The organism is Halobacteriovorax sp. RT-2-3 (assembly GCF_047085075.1).
In the GTDB taxonomy this organism is placed as follows: domain Bacteria; phylum Bdellovibrionota; class Bacteriovoracia; order Bacteriovoracales; family Bacteriovoracaceae; genus Halobacteriovorax_A.
The window spans coordinates 77,709-101,489 of record NZ_JBKIYF010000001.1 but is presented as its reverse complement, the minus strand read 5'-3'; the positions used below and the strand labels follow the sequence as shown (position 1 = coordinate 101,489).

Sequence of the window (23,781 nt, the reverse complement as noted above, 5' to 3'; positions counted from 1 at the left end):
TTTTAAATGAAAAACAAAAAATTACTAGTTAAGAGTAACTTTGTTCTTCTTTAGAAGTGTTCTTACAGTATCAGAAATTGTAGCACCTTTACCAACAAGCTCAGTGATTCTCTCAGCTTTAACGTCGATAAGGTTATTTTCTTTAAGTTGTGGGTTATATTGACCTAACTTCTCGCTGAATTTTCCGTCTCTTGCATTTCTTGAGTCAGCTGCAACGATTGTGTAAATAGGCATGTGAGTTCTACCACCGCGTTGTAATCTAATTGTTAACATTAAGTACTCCTACATCAATTTGTAACGCTTATAATAAATATATTAAATAATTCCTAAATAAATAATTGATTTTAAAAAGATAAGCAATATCTTTTTTCAAATTTTTAATTAGAACGGTAATGTATTAAAATATATGCCATATGACAAGCAAAGAAAGCGAAAGTGCAAAATTTATCGACCTTCACGGCCATTCGGGACCGAATAAAACGACCTCTATTGAGGATTTCTGCATCTATTCCTACTCACCGCAAATCAATGACTTACCTGTAGATGGTCAATATTACAGCGCAGGAGTCCACCCATGGAAGCTCTCTGATGCCGTAACTAGCTTTGAAGAGGTAAAGAAGATGTGTCGCTTAGACAATTGCCTTATGGTTGGAGAAGCAGGCCTGGACCGTGCCATTGAAACAGATCTTAGAGAACAAGAAAAAATCTTTAGCTGGCATATTGAGTTGGCCAATGAACTTGGAAAGCCTCTAATTATTCATAATGTGAGATGTCTATCTGATATCTTTCGTCTTCATAAATTCTATCAAGGACATACTGCCTGGGTGCTTCATGACTTTAACGGCACGTTCAAGGATTTGAATGACTGTCATGAGCGCCAGATTTATACAAGCCTAGGTCCACGCTTCTATGAATCCTCTAATGCGAAAATACGCAGCACCATCTTGAATAATAAAGTGGACTTAGAGTATATCTTCTTTGAAACTGATGATCGTAGCGATGTGGAGATTTCTCATATTTATGAAGAGTTTACCACTAGACAAGAGCTCGAGCTAACAGATCTAAAGGAAAGAATTTGGCACAACCTATCTCGCCTTCTTGGCAGAAATTTAACGACTTAATAGAATTCAAGGCCCTTCTTGCGCCAATGGTTGGTTTATCACATGTCGCCCTTAGAGATGCACTAAGACCTTACTTTCCAAGTGAGATGAAGACCTTGTGGGCCACAGAGATGTTAAATTCAAGAAGGCTCCCTGACCAAATTCTAGGTGAAACTCCTGAGACATTTAAAAGTGAGCTCGATTACGGCCTCTATCCGCAAATTCTTTGCAACGAAGAGAGATATATTGAAAAGGCCATCCCTAAGCTTGAGAGCTGGGGAGCAAGTGCAATCGATATCAACATGGGCTGTCCGGTAAAGAAGGCCTTAAAACACAATTACGGCGTCTCTTTAATGGGAGATACTAAATACGCGGCAAGTGTTGTAGAGATGGTTAAAAGACATGCCACAGTACCTGTTTCTGTAAAGCTTAGGGCGGGCCATCAAAATGACAAGAGCTTTCTTTTAGACTTCTGCCATGCCCTTAAAGAAGCTGGTGCAGATTGGCTTATCTTACATCCAAGACTTGCGGCCCAAAAAAGAAAGGGTGTCGCTGATTGGGAACAAATTAAATACTTACAAGAAAGTATCGATCTTCCTATTATCGGGAATGGAGATATTCAAGATCACGGCGATATTTCTCAAATGCTTATAGAGACAGGTTGCCAAGCAGTAATGCTAGGTCGCTCTTTAACTGCCAAGCCCTGGTTAATAACACAGTTTGCGGCCCAGCAAGGCCATGAACTAAATGAATTTCAACAGCAATTTCTAAGTGAAGACCCTTATCTTCATGCTAGCTACTATGGTGAGTTTGTGAAGGCTTACGTGAACGCTTGTTTTAAATACTTTGATAAAAAAGCAGCACTTAAACGCATTCGCTTCTTTTTAAAAGTCGGACATGTATGGCTAAACTTCGGGCATAGCTTTACGAAGAAGCTCTTTGCACTAGAGACGGCCAAAGAATATAACGATGCCATTGATCTTTATATGAGCAACTCATCGTTAAAAATTTCACAAAGAACAAACTTACGTTATTAGTGCTCGCAGTGGTTACAGCGACATAGTTTGATATTAAGTAAGTGTGCTGCAATAAGAGCTAGACCACCAATAATTGAGGCAACAACTTCTACAGTACCAATTGAATGTGCATGAGTGTGCATATGCATATGACCAGCATGCTCTGCTAGGAAGTACTGGTTAAAGTGACCAACTAAAATAGTGGCCATACCAAGAATTCCAATAAAAAGTGGTCTTCTATCATTATGAACCTTTAGATTTTTTATAAAAGCGTAAAGTCCAACAGGCACAATTATAAAAATCGCAAGACTATGAATTAATGGATTTTCGAAATAGCTAGCAAGTGAAGGAACAAAAATAATCAATAGCGGGATTGCCATGCAATGTAGGCAACATAGGACAGAAACAATCAGTCCTGCTCGATCCGCTGATTCGTCATATTTTGTTGTTTTTACTTCTTCCATTTCGTTGTCCATAAGCGTCCAATTGATTGATATAAGTATATATAGAGAATTCTGTGACTCAAAGCAAGTAAATATTAAAAAAATACCATCATTAAAGTGTTGAAAATACTTTCTAATACGTTACACTTTATAACGTAATATTATTTACGTGTATCAAGATAATCTTGCTACAGGGGGAAACAATGAGTGGTTTAGACGATTTTTTAAAAAAGAAGAACAAACAGGCCAAACATGCGCTAACGTCATCAAGTGATGAGATTGTGAAAAAGTGTAGACACCTGTTAGAAAGAATTCAAGAAGAAGGTAGTGAGAAATATGATGAACTCTATGCTCACTTTCGTTTTCGCTATGACAAAGTAAATGTACAAAAGCATAAGGTTGAAAAATTCTTTGAAGAGCTTCAACAAGAACTAGATCGCCTGGGTAAAGATCCAATGAAAGTTCTAGCTGAATACGACAAGCTTATTGAAAAAGAATTAGAGGCCATTGGTCATATTGAAACATATCAGAATGTTAAGAAGTCGACAAAGAAAGCAATTAACAGAGTTGCAAAGGCCGCAAAAGAGATGTCAGATGATGTTGAAGAAGCGGTAAACGAAGTTAAACGCACGACTAAGAAAGTTGCTAATGATCTAACAAAGAAAGCACAAGATGCTAAGAAAGAAGCTAAGAAGGTTGTAAAGAAAGCGACAAAGAAAGTAGCTAAAAAAGCAGAAAAGAAGGTTGCGAAAAAAGTGGCCAAAAAGACTGCGAAGAAGACTGCAAAGAAAACTGCAAAGAAGACAGCAAAGAAAACTGCAAAGAAGGTAGCTAAAAAGACGGCCAAAAAAGTTACCAAGAAAGTTGCGAAGAAAGCAGCAAAGAAAGTAGCTAAGAAGACGGCCAAAAAAGTTGCCAAGAAAGTTACGAAGAAAACAGCAAAGAAGGTAGCTAAGAAAACAGCAAAGAAAGCTGCACCAAAAAAAGCAGCAAAGAAAGTAGTCAAAAAGACGGCAAAGAAAACGGCAAAGAAAAAATCAAAATAAAAAAAAGGCCCTCACTTGAGGGCGTTTTCTTATAAAACTCTACTCTTCAAAAAATAAAACTTTATCACTATTTCGCAGCATAAATCCCTTTATGTGATCATTCATATCAACAAATAACTTAAATACCTTCTCTTCCTGAGGAAGAGAGCTATCAAATGCTTTATTAAATAACTTGATATTCTTACAAACTACAGATGATGCATAATAAGTCTCTGAAGTTTCATAATAATTAAATGTTCTATCCTCACCTTCACCGCTATAGTTACCAAGATAAAAGCTAACTGAAGAAATACTTCCTGACTCTTCTTGTTCGGCCGTATAACAACTCGTTGAAGATACTGTTGCTAAATCAACAATTCTTAAAGTTTGTAGACCAGCTACTGCATAAAAATTAAATGCACTTACTAAAATTACCAAAGCTAATTTCATAAACTCTCCTAAATATTTTTTCTGATATTTAGCATGGTCGATGAAACATAAACACTCCCCCCTGAAGTATTTACCATAAGCTAAAGGAGCGCGTGAGCAATAGAGAAATAGATAATGATTCCCGTAACATCGCAAATTGTTGCAACAAACGGAGTCGAGGCCGTAGCCGGGTCAAAGCGAAGCTTCTTAAGAATAAATGGCAGCATTGAACCCACAAGAGTTCCCCACGTCACAATACAAACAATACTAAAGCCAACGATCATGGAAATTCGAGCAAAGTTTAGGCCGTAAATTTCATTTGCATGAGGCCAAAAATAAATTCTTAAAAAACCAAAAACCCCTAGAATAAGCCCCATGAAAAGTCCTGAGCCGATTTCACGGAAAAAGACTCTGACAGTATCAGAATTTTTAACTTCACCAAGAGCAAGGGCGCGAATAACAAGTGTAGAAGCTTGCGAGCCCGAGTTTCCACCTGATGAAATAATTAAAGGTATAAATGTTACAAGAGCAACGGTTTGAGCAATGGCATTTTCAAAGTGAGTCATGGCAGTTGCCGTTAACATCTGGCCAATAAAGAGAATGATAAGCCAGCCTAGACGCTTTCTTGCCATTTCAAAAAAACCAACTTCAAGATAAGGAGCATCAAGAGACTCAACGGCACCGATCTTTTGCATATCTTCTGTCGTCTCTTCTTCTACCGCTTTAATGATATCATCAACTGTAATGATACCTTTCATACGAAATTCTTCATCAACAACAGGAAGAACAACCTGGTCGTGACGGGCAAACACACGCCCAATCTCTTCCTGGTCCATATTATCGGGGATCGCAATTAGATCCTGTCCACTACTCATAAGCTCTGATACTTTTTGACCATCACGTGCACCAAAGAGCTCTCGCAAAGAAACCACCCCTAAAAGCTTTTGAGAAGCATCGATAACATAAGTATAATAGATCGTTTCAACATTACTCAGCGTTTGAGTACGAATATAGCGAATGGCCTCTTCCACCATCATATTTGCACGCAGGCGAATATAATTGGAGTTCATTAGACCACCGGCAACGTCTTCGGCATAGGCCATTAGGGCCATTACCTCAACACGCGCATGCTTTGCTAAAAGAGATAGAGTTTCTTCTACTTGGTCTCGATCGAGAAGTTGAAGAATATCGGCCAAGTCATCATAGGCCAAGTCATTTGCCCAACGTCTTTTAAGATCGCGGTCAAATTGTTCAAATAAATCAGCTTGGTAGTTTGAATCAAGAGAGTCAAAGAAGTCCAATGCCTCTTCTTCAGACATACTATTAAAAGTTGAGAGACGCTCAGACTCAGAAAGAGAAGGCCAATCTTTAAGGGCGATACCAATTTTAGTAAATTGCATCGTGTTCTCAATTTCTGGATGAGTTTCGTTTGTCATTTAGTTTGCTCCCACAAAGTACTAATCGACATTCTAAGTATAAACTTAAATAAAATTAGCTAGTTAGATTTTATAATTTAACTGGAACTTTCAAAAATGGTGCCCCATCCTCTTCATTAAAGATAAACTCTCCCCCATTCATATTATACTGAATACTAGGAATCAGTAGCCTTGGAGCGCTTAAGTGTGCATCCCTAGTTGTTCGAAAGCTTAAGAACTCATCTTTAGAAGTACTTGCCTTGCATTGTATATTATTACGCTTTTGTTTTCCTACAGTAGTCTTAAACATAATCTCACGTCCACCAGGCCCATAATCATGACCGACGTAGATGGTACAATTATCATCTAAGGCATAGATTTTTTGTATGGATTCATAAAGATCATCCGCACTGCCTTTAGGAAAATCACATCGCCCTGTTCCCATATCAGGCATGAAGATCGCATCTCCTACAAATAACGCTTCTTTATTTACATATAAGCTCATACAAGCAGGCGTGTGACCAGGTGTTTCAATAATTTCAACTTCAAGATCATCTGCAACTTTAAAAGTTTCTCCTTCTCGTGTTAATAAATCGAATTGAGAGCCATCCTCTTTAACTTGTGAACGGTAAGCTTGATTAAAGACAACTTGTACCTGCTTTATATTTTCATGAATGACAATTTTTGCATTTGGATAAAATTTCTTTAGGCTCGATGCACCAGATAAATGATCAGCATGAACATGAGTCTCAAAGATATAAGTTAGCTCTAAATTATTTGCTTTTAAAAACTCGTCGATGAGTTCGACTTCTTTTGTTGACACAGATCCACTAGCGTAGTCAAAATTTAAAACGGGATCAACAACCACTGCCTTCTTTGTTGCCAAAGAGTAAATGATATAAGTCAGAGTATTAGTGTCTTTATCAAAAAAAGAGTGGATCAACATTTAAAATTCTCCTAATCCTTGAGGCATATTTACATTGTGCATCACAAAATGAAAATCACTTAAAAATTCACTTAAGTTTTGGTGATTTAAGGATTATAATCCATTCAAATAACATTTTAAAATTTTTATTAAATTAGACAAAGGAAATGTATCAATGTCAGCATTACGCTTTTATTTGACTAACTCCGTTGCTAAAAAGCAAGTAATGGGAGTTACGGGACTTCTTCTATGTGGTTTCCTATTATCACACATGCTTGGTAACTTTTTACTAATGGTTGGAGCAGACGCTTTTAACAAGTACGCTTACACGCTTACTTCAAACCCGCTAATCTATGTTGCTGAAGCAGGTCTTCTAGTAATCTTCTTAACTCACCTCTTTATGGCCCTGAAACTTACGATGGAAAATAAAGCAGCTCGTCCAGTTAAGTACTACATGAAGCAACCAACAGGACGCGGAGCAACTTTCGCATCATCGACTATGCCTTACACAGGTATGCTAATTCTTTTCTTCATCATCATGCACTTAATTAACTTTAAGTATGGTGCTGTATATATGACGACATTAAACGGAATGGAAGTTCGTGACCTTTACAAAACAGTAATCGTATACTTTGCTTCTCCTCTTAATGTGGGAATGTATGTAGTTTTCATGATTGTACTTGGAATCCACGTATCTCACGGATTCTGGTCGGCCTTTCAATCAATTGGATTTAACCACCCTAAGTATATGCCAGCAATCAAGTTTCTATCGAAACTATATGCTGTTGTCTTAACTGTTGGATACTCTACAATTGCAATTTGGTGTCACGTTAAGGGAGGAATGTAATGACTAATATGAATATCAAAAAAATGGATGGAAAAGTTCCAGCTGGTGACGATATCACTAAAGTATGGACTCAACATAAATTTAACATGAAGCTTGTTAACCCTGCCAACAGACGTAAGTTTGAAATTATCGTTGTTGGTTCTGGACTTGCTGGTGCATCTGCTGCTGCAACTCTTGGAGAGCAAGGTTACAATGTTAAGTGTTTCTGCCTTCAAGACTCTGCACGTCGTGCACACTCGATTGCAGCTCAAGGTGGTGTTAACGCTGCTAAGAACTACCCAAATGATGGTGACTCAATCTGGCGTCTATTTTATGACACTGTAAAAGGTGGAGACTACCGTGCACGTGAAGCTAACGTTTATCGCCTAGCTGAAGTTGCAAATAATATTATCGACCAATGTGCGGCCCAAGGTGTTCCTTTTGCTCGTGAATACGGTGGGACTCTTTCTAACCGTTCATTTGGTGGTGCTCAAGTATCACGTACATTCTATGCTCGTGGACAAACTGGTCAACAGCTACTTCTTGGTGCTTACTCTTCTCTAATGAAAGAAGTAGGACGTGGTAAGGTTCAAATGCTAACTCGTCGTGAGATGGTTGACCTAGTTATGGTTGACGGTCGCGCTCGTGGTATTATCACAAGAAACGTAATCACTGGTGAATTCGAAAAGCACGCAGCTGATGCCGTTCTAATGTGTACAGGTGGATACGGAAACGTTTACTACCTATCAACAAACGCAATGACTTCAAATGGTTCAGCAGCTTGGAAAGCTTATAAAAAAGGTGCAATGTTTGCTAACCCATGTTTCACTCAAATTCACCCAACTTGTATTCCAAGACATGGTGAAAACCAGTCGAAACTTACTCTTATGTCAGAGTCTCTAAGAAACGATGGACGTGTTTGGGTTCCAAAGACTCCAGGTGATCACAGAAAAGCAGCTGAGATCCCAGAAGAAGAAAGAGATTACTACCTAGAGAGAAAATATCCTTCATTCGGTAACCTTGTTCCTCGTGACGTTGCTTCAAGAAATGCAAAAGAACAAATTGACCAAGGTAAATCAGTACGTGCCGGTGAAGAAGCAGTTTACCTAGACTTCCAAGCGGCGATTGAGCGCGATGGTGAAGAAGCGATTAAAGAGCGCTACGGTAACCTATTTGATATGTACGAAAGAATTACTGATGAAAACCCATATAAAGTTCCAATGAGAATTTACCCAGCGGTTCACTATACAATGGGTGGTTTATGGGTTGATTATAACCTACAAACAACAGTTCCAGGGCTATTTGCTCTTGGTGAAGCAAACTTCTCAGACCACGGTGCAAACCGTCTCGGTGCATCTGCACTAATGCAAGGTCTAGCAGATGGATACTTTGTTGCTCCATTTACAGTTCCTAACTACCTAGCAAGTGAAAAACTTATGGGTAATAAAGTTGGAACTGATCACCCAGAATTTGACAAGGCACTTACTGACTCAAAAGAAAGATTCTCTAAGTTACTTTCAATCAATGGAACAAGATCAGTTGAGTCAATTCACAAGGAACTTGGGCAAATCATGTGGAACCATGTTGGTATGGCAAGAGATGCAAAAGGTCTTCAAGAAGGGATTGATAAAATTAAAAAACTTCGTGAAGTGTTCTGGAAAGACGTTAAGGTTACAGGAACAGCAGATGGAATTAATATCGAGCTTGAAAAAGCTAACCGTCTTGCAGACTTCCTAGAGCTTGGTGAGCTAATGGCACGCGACGCTCTTGAAAGACCAGAATCATGTGGTGGTCACTTCAGAGAAGAGTCTCAAACAGATGAGAACGAGGCCCTAAGAAATGACAATGACTTCTGTCACGCAGCTGTATGGGAATACACTGGTGAAGCTAGTGAGCCAATTAGAAACGTGGAAGAACTAGACTTCCCTAACGTTCCACTAACACAAAGAAGTTACAAATAAGAGGTATATGATATGAGTAGCAATAATAATATGACACTTCATTTAAAAATCTGGCGTCAAAAGAATCGTGAAGATAAAGGTCAAATGGCCGACTATACTTTAGAAAACGTTTCTCCGGATGCTTCATTTCTTGAAATGCTAGATCAGTTAAACGAAGAACTAATTCCACAAGGTGTTGAGCCAGTAGCTTTCGACCACGACTGTCGTGAAGGTATTTGTGGTATGTGTTCTCTAATGATCAATGGTCAAGCTCACGGGCCAGAAGCTGAAACAACAACTTGTCAGCTTCACATGAGAAAGTTCTCTGATGGTGATACGATTGTTATCGAACCATTTAGAGCAAGAGCTTTCCCAGTAGAAAAAGACCTTATGGTTGATCGTAGTGCATTTGATGAAATCATCGCTGCTGGTGGTTTCGTATCTGTAAACACAGGAAATGCTCAAGATGCAAACGCTATCCTAATCCCAAAAGAGCAAGCAGACCTAGCAATGGACGCTGCAGCTTGTATTGGTTGTGGAGCTTGTGTTGCTTCATGTAAGAACGCTTCTGCGATGCTTTTCGTATCGGCCAAAGTTTCTCAAATGGCACTTCTTCCACAAGGACAAGCTGAAGCTTCTCAACGTGTTCAAAACATGGTTAAGAAGATGGATGATCTTGGATTTGGTAACTGTACTAACGAAGCTGAATGTGAAGCTTCATGCCCGAAAGGAATTGAAATCACAAATATCGCTCGTATGAACAGAGAGCTTCTAAAAGCTGCTGTAACATCTAAGACGACACCAACTGTTTAATTTAATAAATTAAATTCAAATAAAAATAAGGGCCTACAAATGTAGGCCTTTATTTATTGAATGCTCCTTTTTCACAGCGTAGAATATCCAAAAGGAGCATTTATGAAATTAATCGTCTCTCTCTTTATGACGACACTTACTCTCGCTTTATCTCCAGGAGATAAGGCCCCAAACTTTACTCTTGAAAACCAAGACGGAAAGCAGATTACACTGGCCTCTTTTAAAGGCAAGAAAGTTATTCTTGAGTGGTATAACGAAGGCTGTCCCTTCGTTAGAAAACATTATGATTCACTAAATATGCAGCAGACACAGAAGCTTGCAAAAGATAGCGGCCATTACTGGCTTACAATTAATTCATCTAATATTGGAAAACAGGGTTATATCAGAGACGCCGCTGCTGCAAAGAATCGCCTACAGGTCGAAAAATCAAATGCTTCTCACCTTCTGATTGATACAGACGGAACTGTTGGTAGACGCTATAATGCAAAGACAACGCCAGAGATTTTCATCATTAATGAAAGCGGTATAATTGACTATATGGGGGCCATCGACAGTATTCCTTCGGCCGACAAAAGTGATATTCAAAACGCTCGAAACTATGTTAAAAACGCGCTAGAACAACTTAAGAACTATGAGAAAGTAAATCCAGCGAGAACAAAACCGTATGGATGCAGTGTTAAATATTAATGTTTATTTATAACGAAAATACCCAATTATTTATAAAAAAGATTCGTCTTATGGCCTGTGATATATTCGCGGGAATTGGTCTCTCTTTTAAGCGCTCACGCCTCCACTACAAAGGAGTGATGTACCCGCTTACATTTGTTGTAAATGACTCTGACAAAATCCTAGGCTTCTACGATCCACTTATTTATCAAATTGGAATCAATAGGTGCTTTCTTACAATTAACGATGACAAGCTTCTAGAAAATGTTCTCAAGCATGAGCTTGCCCACTTCTTAGTTCATATTGAATGTGGCATACACGAGCAGGCACACGGTATCGAATTTAGAGGTATTTTTAAACGCTTTGGCTGGGATGATAACTTTTCAAAGTCGCAAGTAAACTTAAGTGCCTTTGTAAAAAGCAATGATAATATCACGGCAAAGATTCAAAAGCTTCTGGAGCTTGCTAAGTCAGAAAATGAATTTGAGGCCAAACTTGCTGCCAAAAAAGCAAATGATCTCATTCAAAAACACAACTTGGACAAACTTAAACTTAATCATCTAGCACGAGATGATTTTGATATGAAAGACTTTGAAGATACTTATGTCAGACGAGTCGCCTCTTTTAAAAGACGCAACCTTCTTCACGATTGCCTCTACGATATACTTAAGGAATATGCAGTCTCTCCAGTCTTCAGCTCTGGACGTGGCGGGGGCTACCTCGAAATTATTGGGGCCAAAGAAAATGTTGAGGCCGCTCACTATATCTATGACTATACAGTAAATGCAATGGAAGGACTTTGGAAGCAGGCCAAGAAAAACTCAAATTTAAAAGGTGTTCGTGCTCGTAATTCTTATTATAAGAGTTTTACGAAATCGTTCCTAAGTGAACTTAAAGGTCATCAGAGTAAGCAAATAAGCTCACGTGAACTAATCCATATTAAAGGTCTTGCCGAGGCCCATCGAAACCGAGTCTACCCTCGTGTCTCATCGCAAACAAGTCAGGCAACTAGCTTTGATGCAAATGCATGGAATCTTGGCGCTAAGGCCGGTAAACAATTTAAAATGGGTAAAGGAATTGGACAAAAATCCTCCACAAAACTTCTAACTAACTAAAAATTGATACGGAATAATCTTTCTAAAATTTCTTAATATTTTGGCCAATAAACCGATATGCTTGATGTTAAGCGGAGATCTAATGGCAAAGATAGCAAATTCTAAAAAAATTATTAAGGGGTTTATTACTCAATGTACGATGGTTTTTAAATCATATGATTATCATGTCGTTGAATCAAAAAATAAATCCAATCTTTGGCACTTTAGCGTTTCTAAAGACGACAAGAAATATGTAGTCTACTGTACAAACTCTCTTGATAAGGTTCAAGGGATTATCAAAATTGCTCTTAAGAAACTTCCTACAGACACAAAACTTGTTGTTATTTGTGATAACTTCTCTCAGGAAGACCGAACTAAGGCCGACTCTAATTCCTACACGATTACAGATTTAGGAACGATTAAAAAATATGGAGTTGATTTACTAGAGGCCAAGCAACGTGAGACCTTAGCAAGAACGAGAAGGGCCGCTTAATTAAACACTCTTTTTATCAGCACCGTAGATCCACTTATGCTGCTGTCCGATGACTCTAAATGGTCCACCCTCTAACTGATTCCAATCCTGAATATCGATAAATCTTTGCATTGGAAATTCTTCACTTGGTTCAAAACACGGTGTTAGCACCCAAGGAAAATCAATTGAACCTAAACTCTCCTCAAGCTTACGATAAGCTCCTAGAGTGTAGTCAAAGTCCTTACGATCAGCAATAACGGCCTTTAGCTGAAACTTTCCATTATAGTTTTGAGCAAGCTTTTCAATAAGTGAAAGACGAGTCTGTACACCTGTCGAAGGTGTTTTTAGATCAAATGAGATGTAATCAAGGTTTTCAAATACTTCATCAACAACTCGTGTCCCTGCAGCTTCAAGATTAAGCTTAAAGCCTTTTTCTTTTAAAAATTTTGATAGAGCAACAACACTTGGAACATGTTTAGGATGAAGAGGGTCTCCACCTGTAATTGAAATCCAATTTATTTTTCCCTGATAAGATTCTTCTAGTATCTTTTCAAAAATCGACTCAATCGAAGTTGGCTCAATATCAAAACTCCAAGTATCCATTGAATCACAATTAATACAACCAACGGCACAACCTTGAAAGCGCACAAAGACCTGAGAGCGTCCAACAAAGACTCCCTCTCCTTCTGTAGCACGGTAAATGTCGTTAATAAGATACTGCTGCATTGAAAACCTTCTTAAAGGGTATTTATATAGCATAAGGCCTTAAAATGTCATATATTTAAAAGTAAATCGAGTAATTGCTACATGAAAAATCGCAAAAATGGCCCAAGGGAAGAAATATGATTGATATAGATGAACAGTTTCGCGTCGTCATCGCTGATTTACAGGCGGGAAAAAGGCCCAACTGCACTTATACAAAAGAAGATTTCAGTGTTTTTAAGCTACGTTTTCAGGAGCTAAATCGCGAAGAAAACTGGGATGCACTTATCCCCCTACTGTGTTTACTTGATAATACCATTACTCTTGATCATATTATCTACCCAGAGATTATGGACTGCCTTGCACTTTGCCACGATCCAGAAGTCCTTACTCTGTGTTTAGGCGTTGCCAGAAAGCAGATAATAGATGAATTCCACAAAAGAGGTGAAAGACTACCTTTTGACTTCTTAGAGGCACTTGAAAAACTTATTGGCCATCAAGACCCTGAGGTCTTTGAATGGACTCTGCGCCTTATTGAATCCCTTGGTTCACAATCAATTTATTTCAAAAAGGCCGTATTAGAAGCAAAACCAGGCTTCTTTGCACTATTTAACCAGCATAAGAAGGCCTGCGTGGAAATAATTGAGCTACTAGAACGTCGCTGGAAGTAGTGTGCTACAATTAGCTTATGGAAAGAAAGTTTAGCGCCAATGAGAATTTTGAATTACTAAAGAACGAACGCAATATTGCAAATAGGCAGATGTATCAAATGCAGCCTTCGCAAGAAGTTCAGGTTCAGATCTTTCCAGACAAGAGCGTAACACCGGCCAAATTCATTCCAAATAAAACCATGCCTGGAACTTTTAGGGCCCATCCAACAACGATAGCGGCCATGAGAAGCGATCTCTTTGCCAATATGTATGACGAAGCCTTTGAGGAATTAAGCGCACTAATCACATGTTCAAGCTGTCAAAATGAGGTAGATAAGCAGTTTTGGAAGTTTTGCCCTCATTGTGAAGCAGCGTTTCCTAAAAACTAGATCTAAACTGTTGAAATTTCGTGACAAAGTAATCCTTTGTAAGAAAAATACCTTTTACTAACACTTTCCCGACCAGTAAATTCTTTCTACAACACACGAACACAATATTTGTTGTGCGTAATTGTTTTGCCTAAGCGCAAATTAAAGGTTACAAGCAACTTGTTTCACTGGAAGAAACACGGCACAAGGGAGTCGAAATGAACAGAGCTAACTCGTATCTATCGGACAAGCAAATAGCTGCACTTAAAGATGCGCTACTTGCTGACAAAGAAAGAATTCTTAACAAAAACAGTGAGAAAGAGCAGTATTGCATGGACAAGAACGAACTACTTGACCCTCTAGATGAGGCAGTAGCTAACGTTCAAACATCGCAGGAAATTCGTTTCAGAAATCGTGAAAACTTCTACGTAAAGAAAATCAATAAAGCACTTACAAAAATCGAAAAAGGTGAATATGGCCTATGCGATGAGTGTGATATTGAAATTGGTTACGATCGTCTAATGGCGAGAAACACAGCGGAACTTTGTATTTCATGTAAAGAAGAAGCTGAGCACGAAGAGAGATCAAACGTATACTTAAAACGTTCAAAGTCTCTTGGAAAAACAATTGCTGAAATTGGAAAAAGATAATTAAAAAAGCCTCGCATCGCGAGGCTTTTTTATTTGTTTGAGCTACTTTCTAAAGTAGCTAATACTTAATAACTCGAATTCATCTGCAATATGATATTGTCCAGTTGAATACTCCGCAGAGTTAACTAGATTTGATGTGACGATACTCTTTCTTACATCTTTAATTTCATCTCTTTCAACGTTAAAGTATAAAACGTAAACCTTAGATGAGAGTTTATCAACTTTCTTAGGCGACATCCCCTGCTCACCCAAGAGCTTTTGTAGATCGACAATATTTTTCTGATCAATAGAAACTATCAATTTATCACTAGCAATTGACTGGCAAGCTCCTTTGCTATCTTGAGCAAGTCCAATTCCTGAGAAAGTTAACTCAGTATTCTTATTTACATTTGCTCTAAGACAATAATCAACTTTATCGTAAGAGATACGAAAGGCCAAAGAAAGTCTTGGTCCACATAATCCGAACGAATGAATCATATCAATCTTGTCTGCCGCAAATTTTTGTTCATGTAAGTACTTAACAACGTGGCCTAAAATCTCATCACGATTTGTATTAATACTTACCTGATCATTAAAGGAAGCTATTTTAGTGCGCCCCTCATCTTCCTTGTACCAACAAGTGTCGTTATTAACAGAAGTTAATGCTCCGGCGTAAATAAATTTACTAAGTAGTAATGAAAATAAAGATATAATTATTTTGTTCATAAACTTTCATCGGTATTTAAAGCGCAATATTTAGTGTAGACTTTAGTCATGACAGGCAATCAGTTGGAAATTCAATTAATAGAGAAAGTTACTCGGTCATTTTACGAGAAGGCCATTAATGACGTATTCATCGGCTATCACTTTCGAAAAATAACTGCTAATAGCGCTCCACTCTCAAGCATTGATGATTTTCAAGAGCATCTCGTTAATATAAATGCTTTTTGGCAGGCACAATTGCTAGGAATAAAATTTCCTCGTCCTGCGGCACACTTACTTGAGGCACATGAGTACTTAAATATTCATATGGGAGAGCTTGGTCGTTGGGTAATGCTTTTTAAAGAAACATTAAATGAATATAGACAGCAATCCCCTGAGTTTATCAATTCTTGGGAAGTAAAAATTGATGCATTCCAGACGGGCTTTAAAAAGTACTTCTTTAAGGCCTGATAAAGTATAGAGCGTAACGGAGATCGATATGTTAAAACTTGAAACTAATTTTCAAAACTTAACACTTAACTCATTTCCAACTAAGCTAGCACTTATGTGTATCTTACTACTTGTTGTTGGGCTTGGAAGTTACTTAACATTCAATAATAAACTTGCTCAAAAAGATCTACTTCTATTTCTCTTCACACCCATTGTCGTCTTATCCTTAATAAAATACCGACACTTGGAAATGAGCAAACCGAGAAATACTGCAAGATTAGTCGCTCGCTCATTGCTAAGAAAACAAATCATACAATTTGGACTTGATGAAATTGAACGTGTAGAGCTTTTGAAAACCAAAGGCGCCACAGCTTCTAATCATGCAATTCAAATACGATTAAATAATAACAAGAGTTTTCAAATCACAAGTAGTGACTTTATAGGTGCTAATAAAAAACTAGAACAATACTATGAAGAGATTAGGCAGTGGTTAAAGTAAGTGAGGTTTAATTACACTCTTGTCTTGTCTTAGGACTTTTCGCCTTATAAACCTGTTTAACAAAATCAACAAGAACAGGCTCATCTGCAACATCATCAAAGAGCCAATTACGAGCATAATATTGACCAAGCTTATAAGCGGCCAAACATGCTTCATTAGATGATAAGTACTGGACAACAATCATTTCAACTAGTCTCACCTTAAAGCGCTTAGGAGAGCCTTCAATACAGCCGGCCGGATAATCCTTGCAGTCAAGGTGTCTCTCCTTCTCCTTCACACTAAGGCGAACTTCTTCAATTGTATTGTCGAATTTATAGGCCATATCAAACATTTCCAAAGGCGTATAAATATCCTTTTCAGAACATGAGGAAGTAATAAGTGAAGTTAATAGAAGAAAGAAAATGCTAATATGTTTAAACATATTAGCATTTTATCATTTAACGGCGTCTGCCGCGAGAAGTTTTTGAAGTACGAGAAGGTGTACGTCCACCTGTGCGAGATGTTGATCTCGTCGTCGTTTTTGAAGTCTTTTTCTGTGGTGCTGGCCCACGTCTAGCAACTTTCTTTGCAACCTTTTTGGCTCCCGATTTCTTTGCCATCGACTTAAGAAAGATTGGATCAATCTTCAAAGTATCTTGATTCTTAATGGCATCATTAATTTGCCCAATAAGTTTTTGATCTTTCTTAGTTACAAAGTTATAGACACTTCCGGCCCTTCCAGCACGACCTACACGTCCCGAACGGTGAATATAATAAACTGCTTCAAATGGAAGATCGTAATTTAGTACCCATTGCAGAGTCTTAATGTCGATCCCACGGGCCGCCATATCAGTAGTGATAAGAATACCACCAGTTGATTTAAACTTTTTAAAATTCTCACTTCTTTCTTTTGCAGTAATATCACCATGAGAAACATAAAGGTTTTTATGAAGTTTTGCTTGCTTCATATAGTTATAAACTTCTACCGCCTTCTCTTTTTGGTTAACAAAAATAATCCCACTGCCCTTTGCTTCTTTTTTAACGAAAACATCAAGCATGGCATTCTTCTCTGTATATTCGAGAGCAATATTGAAAGTTTCAATAGTTTGAGAAAGTCCGTGTGAGCCAACTAGGCTTACTGATTTAAATTCCATACCTGAGAAGAAGTCGGCCTTTAGCATATCAAAGTCATCGGCCATCGTTGCAGAAACAAGGCATGCTTGGTACGAAGACGTAAGATGACGACGAATGGCCTTAAGCTCACGCATAAATCCCATATCAAGAAGCTGGTCGGCTTCATCAATAATTAGATACTCAAGTTCATCTAGACGGATCTCTTTTTTCTCAATCATTGATTTAATTCGGCCAGGGCCTCCAATAAGAATATCAAAAGTTTGTTTTTTAAGTGTACTTACCTTCTTGCCTTTTTCACCACCAAGGGCAAGACGAACACGCATCTTTGCATGGTGAGAAATCTTCTTACACTCATCAGAGACTTGCATCGCAAGCTCTTTAATTGGTAGAAGAATAATCGCGCGAGGCGAGCCTGCCTTTTGATTTTTTATGTCTGCTTCTGTTTCTTTTAGCTTTTGAAATAGTGGTAGAAGATAACTTAGTGTTTTACCACTACCAGTTTGGGCCTGTACTTGTAGGTTGTGACCTTCTAGAAACTGAGGAATTGCTTCAGCTTGTACTTCAGTTGGTTTTGTTAGTTTATTCTCTTTAAGGAAACCTGCAAATAGGTCCATATCAACAATGTCAACAAATTCTTTTGTGCTTTTTGCCATTTTATACTCTCCTAAATAGACATATCCACTCACGGTCCCCTGGCCTAACGTGGACAAAATAAAAAAGGGGATCAATTTGATCCCCGATATTTAACACAATGTTTCTTAAATTAGAAGTGAAGTCTGAAGTTTACAGAGTGAATTGTCGAGATTTTCACACCTTTTACTTCAGAAGTGATTGGTTGCTTAAGAGAATACATGAAATCCATGAATCCAAGCTTGACTCTTGGAGTTAGAGTTAGGTGTTCAGAGTCAACCATCCCTCTTACTGTAACAGCTAGTCTCTCCTTCCAAACATGGAACATTAGATCAGTACCAGCATAAACTCCATCAGCAAAATCATAACCATCTCTCATGTGGAAACCTACGAATGGACGAAGTCTCATATTTGAAAGATTAAAGCTATAATCTGTGTGCATACGGTAGCCAATTTCTGGCTCATACAATGGAAGATAACCTTCATCATTTTCAATCACTGTTGCAAGAGCAATATCTTGGATCTTAAACATCGTTCTGAAATTTGATAGCCAGTGGAAACCATAAGTAATGTCGGCCATCGCATAAAGAGTCATATTTTGATCAAGGTTTTCAGTATCAATTACATCACCGTCACCAGCAATTGCATCTTGATCAAGAACACGTCTTACGTCAGCTCTATATAAACCATATAGAGAAAATGAACCGAAGTGTCTCTCATTCTTATAATCAAAGTTTAAACCAGCAGTAACGTCTGCCTTAACATATGCATCGATAATTGGAGCAGTTGAACCTGAACCAGCAAATGGAATAGCTTCACCACCAAGGGCATCTCTTAGGGCCGTTTCTTCTTCAGTACTTAAACCTAGTGTCGCTGCTAAATCTGTAACATTTTGGTAACCCACTGTACCACCGATAATGTCATTTAAAACACCTTGTGTGATTTTATCTTGAAGAACTGTTTTAAGTTCAGCATCACCAGGAACTGCAGAGATGAAAGTATCAATCATGATATCCTCTTCACCAATTCCAATTAGTGATCCAACATTTACACCTAGCCTAACACTTGGACTAATTGTCCCTTTAAAAGCATTAAATGATGGAAGTGGAACACCTACTTCTACATTCAGTCTAAGGTTTTGTTCAGTATCAGCATAAGCTGAAAGAACATCAGCAGCTGCTTGATCTGGGTCAGCAGCATCTGAAGCATCAGATACATCACCAACAAGTTCCATTAGATCCGTATTAGCATAAACAGACATATCAATAAGAAAGTCATGTCCTGGTTCTCTTAGAAACTCTTGAGTTTGGAATTTGTCTTCCATTAGGCGAAAGCGTTCCTGTACATTGTAATCTGCATCGGCCGCAAAAGCCACTTGTCCTGCTAAGAGCGTAGCAAACGTCGCTCTTACTAAAAAAGATTTTTTCATCTATTTGTCCCCTTCCGTGGTTAAATCTTCTTAATTCTCTTTACCAATATTAACACGGAATCAATTCTAAAAATTAGTAGGAAAATTTATATAATCCCTTTAAAATAAAAAGGAATTTAATTGAAAATTAACAAAGGTTGACTATGCAAGTTGGTTTTATCCACAGCAACTCTAACGAAAATCAAGAAATCACAATCTCAAATAAAGAGTTTTTTTTTAAAGAAGAAAATAATGAACTCATTATTTCTGAAAACGGTGGTAGCATAAAAGTTCATGTCGATGACGATTGCCTAGTTTTAAAATTAATTCAAAAAATACAAGACGCTAAATTACAAGATACTCCACTGCAAGAAGGATCAACTTACTTCATGGAAATTGGAGAAAAACTTAGCTACAAAAGTAGCGAATTTAAACTAAAGTCTCTATCTCTTGAAAAACAACTTCCTGATGAATTTGATATTGCCTCAGCAAATGATGAGGATGATCTTGAATTTGATGACTTAAGTAATTTTGCCACGAATGAGCAAGAAGAAAGCGTTGAAGAAATAAAGGCCCAAACACAAGGGCATACACCTTCGTTTGAAATGACAAGTAGTGATATGCTTAATAGAGATGAGTCAGATGACGAATCAGATAGCGATGAAGATGATATTTCCTTTGTCATTGATACAAATGGAGATCAGCCTTCACAACCTCGAATGAAAGAAGACACAGACTCCTTAAGTATTACTCAAGTTCTAAACGTTGCCCGTCTTCAAAGTGCAGAGGCAGAGCAAAGTAAGAAGTCGGTAAAATCTAATGAACACGTAAGCCGACCACTTACGAGTCAAAAAAAGAAGAAAGCGAAGAAGAAAAAAAAGAGCACTAAATCAACGAATAAAGACTCTGATCTAAAACTTGGTGTTGCCCGTGACTACGAAGGTGCGAAGATCAGAAAAGCACAACAAAAAAAGAAAAAAATTAAACAGTCTCAAGGAAAACTAGTAGGCCCTTTTACTCGCTTCGTTAGTGCATTAACACTCGTCTTTGCAACAACGATAGTTTCAACTCAGATTGATGTTGAAGCAATAGAGAGCCTAAGTGACAAACTCGCAACTCTACTAAATTCAGAAATTGCAAAATTTGTCGAATTCAGTGTAAGCCCAGATATTGCAAAAATTGTAATTGTACTTTTTGGTATTCTATTTATTTCAAATTTAATTCTAAGTGTTTCACCAACCCTTTTTATTAGTGGTGCAACAACAACAGGATCATTTCTTACAAAAAGAGCAAAAGCTGTTCTTAGAACTCCACTAGATCTTATTGCTCACCTTATCCCATTATTTGAGCTCCCTGTTATCTTTGATTCACCATCTCTTAAAGAATTTATCACTCAAGGGCGAATTACTTATCGTATAAAGGGATTTAAGTTCATCTCACTTATCAACTTAGCAATCTTTACAATGCTAGTAATTGGTTATCCTATTATTCAGGAAAGCTTTTCGGACACGCCTGTTCCTAAACAAATCAATGTGCCAAAAGAGCTAGGTAAACGACCGCTGAAAATTAAAGAGGTTTTAGTTTCAAAAAAATTCTCTCAGGAAAATATTATCTTAAGAATTGCAGGGCAAAGGCCAAGCTACTTTATCATCAATAAAGAAACAGCAAATACATATGTTTTAAAATTAACAGATGAAATGTCGTTTAGAAATTTTCAAAAAAGCTTTAGCTCAATTCCATTCTTCAAGTATCGCTATCCTTATTTAAGCTCTTTCTATAAAGATGAAAAATCGAGCTATTTAACGCGAGAAGATTTTGGAAAATTATTTTGGGCCGGAGAGATCATCAAAGGACGATCGACAAAAGATTTAGTTCATGTTGACCTACTTGCCATTGGCCAATCAAAGAAGGCCTTTGCAGAGTTTAAAATGAACTATAAGCAATATCGTAACTTAAATAAATTCACGTCTTTCTATAGAAGCAATCTTGATGAAGTCTATCTCTATATTTCAGATGACTCAGTTATGCAATTCTCAAAGGTTGGCGGCAATATGAAATCAAGTGAACTTGAAGGCCTAACATTCTTAGCAAAGCCAAAAGTTAAGATTGAATATATTGATAGTGTTGAAAAGGCATTTCTCGGTACAAATAAATCAATTTTAATGAGTCAACTTGACGAGATCAATCAGCTCGTTTCAATTAAGGATAACGGAGAGAACCGTGCTTCATTTACAAAATTTGCCCGAGATCTGGCAAAATTTTTACAAGGTAGCACAAATACTGTTGGACAAGAAGCAGCAAAAGAAATATTAAAGCTAAGTACTTTAAATAATTAAAGTTAGTAGAAATATTTCAACAGTCGAGTTACGACAAAGGGTGATCTATGCGCATTCAAGATCAAGTCAAAGAACACTTCAAATTCAAAGTTGTCCACGAAGATAAGAATTCAGGAGCAAGAGCAGGTGTTATCACTACTCCTCATGGTGAAATTCCAACTCCAGTATTTATGCCAGTTGGTACGCACGGTGCAATTAAAGCACTACCACCAAACTTCCTAAAGGATCTGGACACTAAAATTATTCTTTCAAATACGTACCACCTTCACTTATCACCAGGTTCAAAACTGGTTGAAAAAGCAGGTGGACTACATAAGTTTATGAATTGGGATCGTCCAATTCTTACAGACTCAGGTGGATTCCAGGTTTTCTCACTTCAAAGAAAGGCCATTAAAGAAGAAGGAGCTGAGTTTAAGGACCATAAAGGTAAATCAATTATGCTCTCTCCAGAGACATCAATTCAAATCCAACAAGAGCTTGGATCAGATATCATGATGGCCTTTGATGAGTGTATTCCATACCCAGCGACTCGCGAGTATACAAAGAATTCAATCGATCGTACTCACCGCTGGCTAGATCGTTGTATTGATGCTTGGACAAATCCAAAGCAGGCCCTTTTTGGTATTATCCAAGGTTCTACTTACGATGATTATAGAGATGAGTGTCTTGATGAACTTGTTAAGCGCGATCTTCCAGGTTATGCCATTGGTGGTGTATCCGTAGGAGAAGGGCCTGAGCTTATGGAAAAAATCGTTAAGTACACAGGGCCTAAGATGCCAAAAGATAAGCCACGCTACGTTATGGGCGTTGGTAATCCAGAAGACCTATGTATGATCTGGGAATATGGAATTGATATGAGTGACTGTATCATTCCAACAAAATTTGCACGTGGTGGAACGCTATTTACGAAACGTGGAAAGATTAGAATTCGTCACAAGAACTATCGTCGTGACTTCTTCCCTATTGAGCCAAATTGTAAGTGTTACTGTTGCCAGAACTTCACTCGTGCCTATGTTAAGCACCTTTTTGATTCAAATGAGATCCTAGGACAAGTTCTAGCGACAATGCACAATATTGAATTCTATAAGAATATGGCAGAAGAAGCTCGTGAAGCAATTTTAGATAATCGCTACAACGAGTGGAAAACTGAATTTTTAAAAAATTACAATAAAGATGATGGTGCTAAAAACTAAAAAATAAAACCATATAGAGGGACATTTCGGTGTCCCTTTTTCTTATAAACTTTTCACATTTCTAGACCCAAAAAATAATCTAAGCTAAAACCCTACTATGGGGAAGATCAAGATAATTCTTATACTTACATTGATATTGCTTTCTAATCTAACAATGGCCAAACGCTACGTTGGTGGAGATGAATGGAGTAGGCCAAGGGTTACAAAGAAGCTCTTTCAAACACTTGATACAAACACAAAGAGCTTAGTTCTTCGTACCGCCAAGGTCGTTAACAAAATAAAGAGAAAAATTGGAACTGCTTTTCTTTACCAAGAAGAACTTGAGCATTATATCTTTCTCACTAATTATCATGTAATAAGTGGCGAGAAAGAATGTAGCGAATCCTCCCTTTTACTCATTAATGAAGGCCACAATAAGATAGTAGCAAAGTGTGATGGTGTTATAAGCATAGGCTCAATTAAATCAGGTAGCGATTATCTTTACTTTCGAATTAAGAAAAGTGAGAAGCTAAACTTTCTCTCAAAACTTCCATCGCTTAATACTAAATTTTCAAATCCTGTAGCTGGAGATCCTCTCGTAACTGTTGGTTTTGGTGGTGGCAAGGCCGATCTGAGAAGATATGATGCTAAGATAGCACAAGATACTGACTGCATTTATCTTACAGGGAATATGGATATTAGATTCAACAAGGATAAGGTAAGAGATGTTTTCTTTACTGCCTGCGATGCTCAATCCGGAGATTCCGGAAGTGCTATTATGAATCGAGATACAGGAGAGATCATCGGACTCTTTTTTGGTGTAGCTGATCAAAATAGAAAGAATCCTCTATCAACCCAAGAGATTTGGGATAACCTAGGAAGCGATTACTTAGAGTTTTACACTAACTCTTCCATGTCAATTGATCTAAGAGCGATTTCTTTGAAATAAAAAAGGAGC

27 protein-coding genes are annotated in these 23,781 nt (G+C 37.8%); 17 read left to right on the top strand and 10 right to left on the bottom strand.

The window, feature by feature from the left end:
• Positions 1 to 24: 24 nt before the first annotated feature.
• Positions 25 to 273, bottom strand: a complete 249-nt coding sequence (gene rpsP / locus ACMAYX_RS00485; protein ID WP_392992170.1) for a 30S ribosomal protein S16 — start codon at positions 271 to 273, stop codon at positions 25 to 27.
• A gap of 140 nt (positions 274 to 413) precedes the next feature.
• Between rpsP and ACMAYX_RS00480 the strand changes: the two genes are divergently transcribed.
• Both ACMAYX_RS00480 and ACMAYX_RS00475 read left to right on the top strand, forming a co-directional pair.
• Positions 414 to 1,121, top strand: a complete 708-nt coding sequence (locus tag ACMAYX_RS00480) for a TatD family hydrolase (protein ID WP_412471375.1) — start codon at positions 414 to 416, stop codon at positions 1,119 to 1,121.
• Complete coding sequence (locus ACMAYX_RS00475; RefSeq protein WP_392992172.1) at positions 1,076 to 2,137, top strand: tRNA-dihydrouridine synthase family protein; 1,062 nt, start codon at positions 1,076 to 1,078, stop codon at positions 2,135 to 2,137. Before ACMAYX_RS00480 ends, ACMAYX_RS00475 begins: the two co-directional genes overlap by 46 nt.
• Here the strand turns inward: ACMAYX_RS00475 and ACMAYX_RS00470 are convergent.
• The gene (locus tag ACMAYX_RS00470; RefSeq protein ID WP_412469459.1) at positions 2,134 to 2,580 is read right to left on the bottom strand and encodes a MerC domain-containing protein; all 447 of its coding nucleotides are present in this window, start codon (positions 2,578 to 2,580) and stop codon (positions 2,134 to 2,136) included. The two genes, ACMAYX_RS00475 and ACMAYX_RS00470, sit on opposite strands and share 4 nt — an antisense overlap.
• Positions 2,581 to 2,762: 182 nt before the next feature.
• Here ACMAYX_RS00470 and ACMAYX_RS00465 point away from each other — a divergent pair, with 182 nt between their 5' ends.
• Positions 2,763 to 3,605 (top strand): hypothetical protein, encoded by an 843-nt coding sequence (locus ACMAYX_RS00465; protein ID WP_412471374.1) that lies wholly within the window; start codon positions 2,763 to 2,765, stop codon positions 3,603 to 3,605.
• Positions 3,606 to 3,644: 39 nt separating this feature from the next.
• Here the strand turns inward: ACMAYX_RS00465 and ACMAYX_RS00460 are convergent, their stop codons facing one another.
• The 3 genes from ACMAYX_RS00460 to ACMAYX_RS00450 form a co-directional block, all read right to left on the bottom strand.
• The gene (locus tag ACMAYX_RS00460) at positions 3,645 to 4,034 is read right to left on the bottom strand and encodes a hypothetical protein (RefSeq protein ID WP_392992177.1); all 390 of its coding nucleotides are present in this window, start codon (positions 4,032 to 4,034) and stop codon (positions 3,645 to 3,647) included.
• Between the two features lie 80 nt (positions 4,035 to 4,114).
• The gene (gene mgtE, locus ACMAYX_RS00455; RefSeq protein ID WP_103217031.1) at positions 4,115 to 5,449 is read right to left on the bottom strand and encodes a magnesium transporter; all 1,335 of its coding nucleotides are present in this window, start codon (positions 5,447 to 5,449) and stop codon (positions 4,115 to 4,117) included.
• Positions 5,450 to 5,519: 70 nt separating this feature from the next.
• The gene (locus tag ACMAYX_RS00450) at positions 5,520 to 6,374 is read right to left on the bottom strand and encodes an MBL fold metallo-hydrolase (RefSeq protein WP_412469456.1); all 855 of its coding nucleotides are present in this window, start codon (positions 6,372 to 6,374) and stop codon (positions 5,520 to 5,522) included.
• A 154-nt stretch (positions 6,375 to 6,528) separates the two neighbouring features.
• Between ACMAYX_RS00450 and ACMAYX_RS00445 the strand changes: the two genes are divergently transcribed.
• The 6 genes from ACMAYX_RS00445 (at position 6,529) to ACMAYX_RS00420 (ending at position 12,185) form a co-directional block, all read left to right on the top strand.
• Complete coding sequence (locus ACMAYX_RS00445) at positions 6,529 to 7,200, top strand: succinate dehydrogenase cytochrome b subunit (RefSeq protein ID WP_103217029.1); 672 nt, start codon at positions 6,529 to 6,531, stop codon at positions 7,198 to 7,200.
• Entirely contained in the window at positions 7,200 to 9,140 is a 1,941-nt protein-coding gene (locus ACMAYX_RS00440) for a fumarate reductase/succinate dehydrogenase flavoprotein subunit (RefSeq protein WP_412469455.1), read from the top strand. The genes ACMAYX_RS00445 and ACMAYX_RS00440 overlap by 1 nt, the downstream gene beginning before the upstream one ends.
• 30 nt (positions 9,141 to 9,170) lie before the next feature.
• Positions 9,171 to 9,932 (top strand): succinate dehydrogenase/fumarate reductase iron-sulfur subunit, encoded by a 762-nt coding sequence (locus tag ACMAYX_RS00435; protein WP_103217560.1) that lies wholly within the window; start codon positions 9,171 to 9,173, stop codon positions 9,930 to 9,932.
• Between the two features lie 102 nt (positions 9,933 to 10,034).
• A complete protein-coding gene (locus tag ACMAYX_RS00430; RefSeq protein WP_412471373.1) occupies positions 10,035 to 10,619 on the top strand; it encodes a redoxin domain-containing protein in 585 nt (194 codons plus the stop codon).
• A gap of 50 nt (positions 10,620 to 10,669) precedes the next feature.
• Positions 10,670 to 11,713 carry a DUF2786 domain-containing protein gene (locus tag ACMAYX_RS00425; RefSeq protein WP_158246800.1) on the top strand — a complete coding sequence of 348 codons (1,044 nt, stop codon included), beginning with the start codon at positions 10,670 to 10,672 and terminating at the stop codon, positions 11,711 to 11,713.
• An 82-nt stretch (positions 11,714 to 11,795) separates the two neighbouring features.
• Positions 11,796 to 12,185 (top strand): hypothetical protein, encoded by a 390-nt coding sequence (locus ACMAYX_RS00420; protein ID WP_103217026.1) that lies wholly within the window; start codon positions 11,796 to 11,798, stop codon positions 12,183 to 12,185.
• On the opposite strand, the gene ACMAYX_RS00415 is transcribed toward ACMAYX_RS00420, so the two are convergent.
• The gene (locus tag ACMAYX_RS00415; RefSeq protein WP_412470563.1) at positions 12,186 to 12,890 is read right to left on the bottom strand and encodes a 4Fe-4S cluster-binding domain-containing protein; all 705 of its coding nucleotides are present in this window, start codon (positions 12,888 to 12,890) and stop codon (positions 12,186 to 12,188) included.
• 116 nt (positions 12,891 to 13,006) lie between these two features.
• On the opposite strand from ACMAYX_RS00415, the gene ACMAYX_RS00410 reads away from it, so the two are divergent.
• From ACMAYX_RS00410 to ACMAYX_RS00400, 3 genes are all read left to right on the top strand, one after another.
• On the top strand, positions 13,007 to 13,537 hold the full coding sequence (locus tag ACMAYX_RS00410) for a hypothetical protein (protein WP_412471372.1): 531 nt from the start codon (positions 13,007 to 13,009) through the stop codon (positions 13,535 to 13,537).
• A gap of 17 nt (positions 13,538 to 13,554) precedes the next feature.
• The gene (locus ACMAYX_RS00405; RefSeq protein WP_412469451.1) at positions 13,555 to 13,905 is read left to right on the top strand and encodes a hypothetical protein; all 351 of its coding nucleotides are present in this window, start codon (positions 13,555 to 13,557) and stop codon (positions 13,903 to 13,905) included.
• A gap of 197 nt (positions 13,906 to 14,102) precedes the next feature.
• Positions 14,103 to 14,534, top strand: coding sequence for a TraR/DksA family transcriptional regulator (locus tag ACMAYX_RS00400; protein WP_103217022.1), 432 nt, complete (start codon positions 14,103 to 14,105; stop codon positions 14,532 to 14,534).
• Between the two features lie 42 nt (positions 14,535 to 14,576).
• Here ACMAYX_RS00400 and ACMAYX_RS00395 read toward each other — a convergent pair whose 3' ends face one another.
• Positions 14,577 to 15,239 (bottom strand): hypothetical protein, encoded by a 663-nt coding sequence (locus ACMAYX_RS00395; RefSeq protein WP_103217021.1) that lies wholly within the window; start codon positions 15,237 to 15,239, stop codon positions 14,577 to 14,579.
• A 48-nt stretch (positions 15,240 to 15,287) separates the two neighbouring features.
• On the opposite strand from ACMAYX_RS00395, the gene ACMAYX_RS00390 reads away from it, so the two are divergent.
• A complete protein-coding gene (locus ACMAYX_RS00390) occupies positions 15,288 to 15,686 on the top strand; it encodes a hypothetical protein (protein ID WP_412462522.1) in 399 nt (132 codons plus the stop codon).
• Positions 15,687 to 15,714: 28 nt separating this feature from the next.
• On the top strand, positions 15,715 to 16,164 hold the full coding sequence (locus ACMAYX_RS00385) for a hypothetical protein (protein WP_412471371.1): 450 nt from the start codon (positions 15,715 to 15,717) through the stop codon (positions 16,162 to 16,164).
• A 7-nt stretch (positions 16,165 to 16,171) separates the two neighbouring features.
• On the opposite strand, the gene ACMAYX_RS00380 is transcribed toward ACMAYX_RS00385, so the two are convergent.
• From ACMAYX_RS00380 to ACMAYX_RS00370, 3 genes are all read right to left on the bottom strand, one after another.
• Complete coding sequence (locus ACMAYX_RS00380) at positions 16,172 to 16,585, bottom strand: hypothetical protein (protein ID WP_103217018.1); 414 nt, start codon at positions 16,583 to 16,585, stop codon at positions 16,172 to 16,174.
• Between the two features lie 16 nt (positions 16,586 to 16,601).
• On the bottom strand, positions 16,602 to 17,930 hold the full coding sequence (locus tag ACMAYX_RS00375; protein WP_412471370.1) for a DEAD/DEAH box helicase: 1,329 nt from the start codon (positions 17,928 to 17,930) through the stop codon (positions 16,602 to 16,604).
• 110 nt (positions 17,931 to 18,040) lie between these two features.
• Positions 18,041 to 19,336 carry a hypothetical protein gene (locus ACMAYX_RS00370; protein WP_412471369.1) on the bottom strand — a complete coding sequence of 432 codons (1,296 nt, stop codon included), beginning with the start codon at positions 19,334 to 19,336 and terminating at the stop codon, positions 18,041 to 18,043.
• Between the two features lie 143 nt (positions 19,337 to 19,479).
• Between ACMAYX_RS00370 and ACMAYX_RS00365 the strand changes: the two genes are divergently transcribed.
• The 3 genes from ACMAYX_RS00365 to ACMAYX_RS00355 all read left to right on the top strand — a co-directional run bounded on the left by ACMAYX_RS00365 (position 19,480) and on the right by ACMAYX_RS00355 (position 23,772).
• The gene (locus ACMAYX_RS00365; RefSeq protein ID WP_412471368.1) at positions 19,480 to 21,651 is read left to right on the top strand and encodes a hypothetical protein; all 2,172 of its coding nucleotides are present in this window, start codon (positions 19,480 to 19,482) and stop codon (positions 21,649 to 21,651) included.
• 47 nt (positions 21,652 to 21,698) lie between these two features.
• Entirely contained in the window at positions 21,699 to 22,844 is a 1,146-nt protein-coding gene (gene tgt / locus ACMAYX_RS00360) for a tRNA guanosine(34) transglycosylase Tgt (RefSeq protein ID WP_103217014.1), read from the top strand.
• A 154-nt stretch (positions 22,845 to 22,998) separates the two neighbouring features.
• Entirely contained in the window at positions 22,999 to 23,772 is a 774-nt protein-coding gene (locus ACMAYX_RS00355) for a S1 family peptidase (RefSeq protein WP_412469448.1), read from the top strand.
• The last annotated feature ends 9 nt before the right edge of the window (positions 23,773 to 23,781 follow it).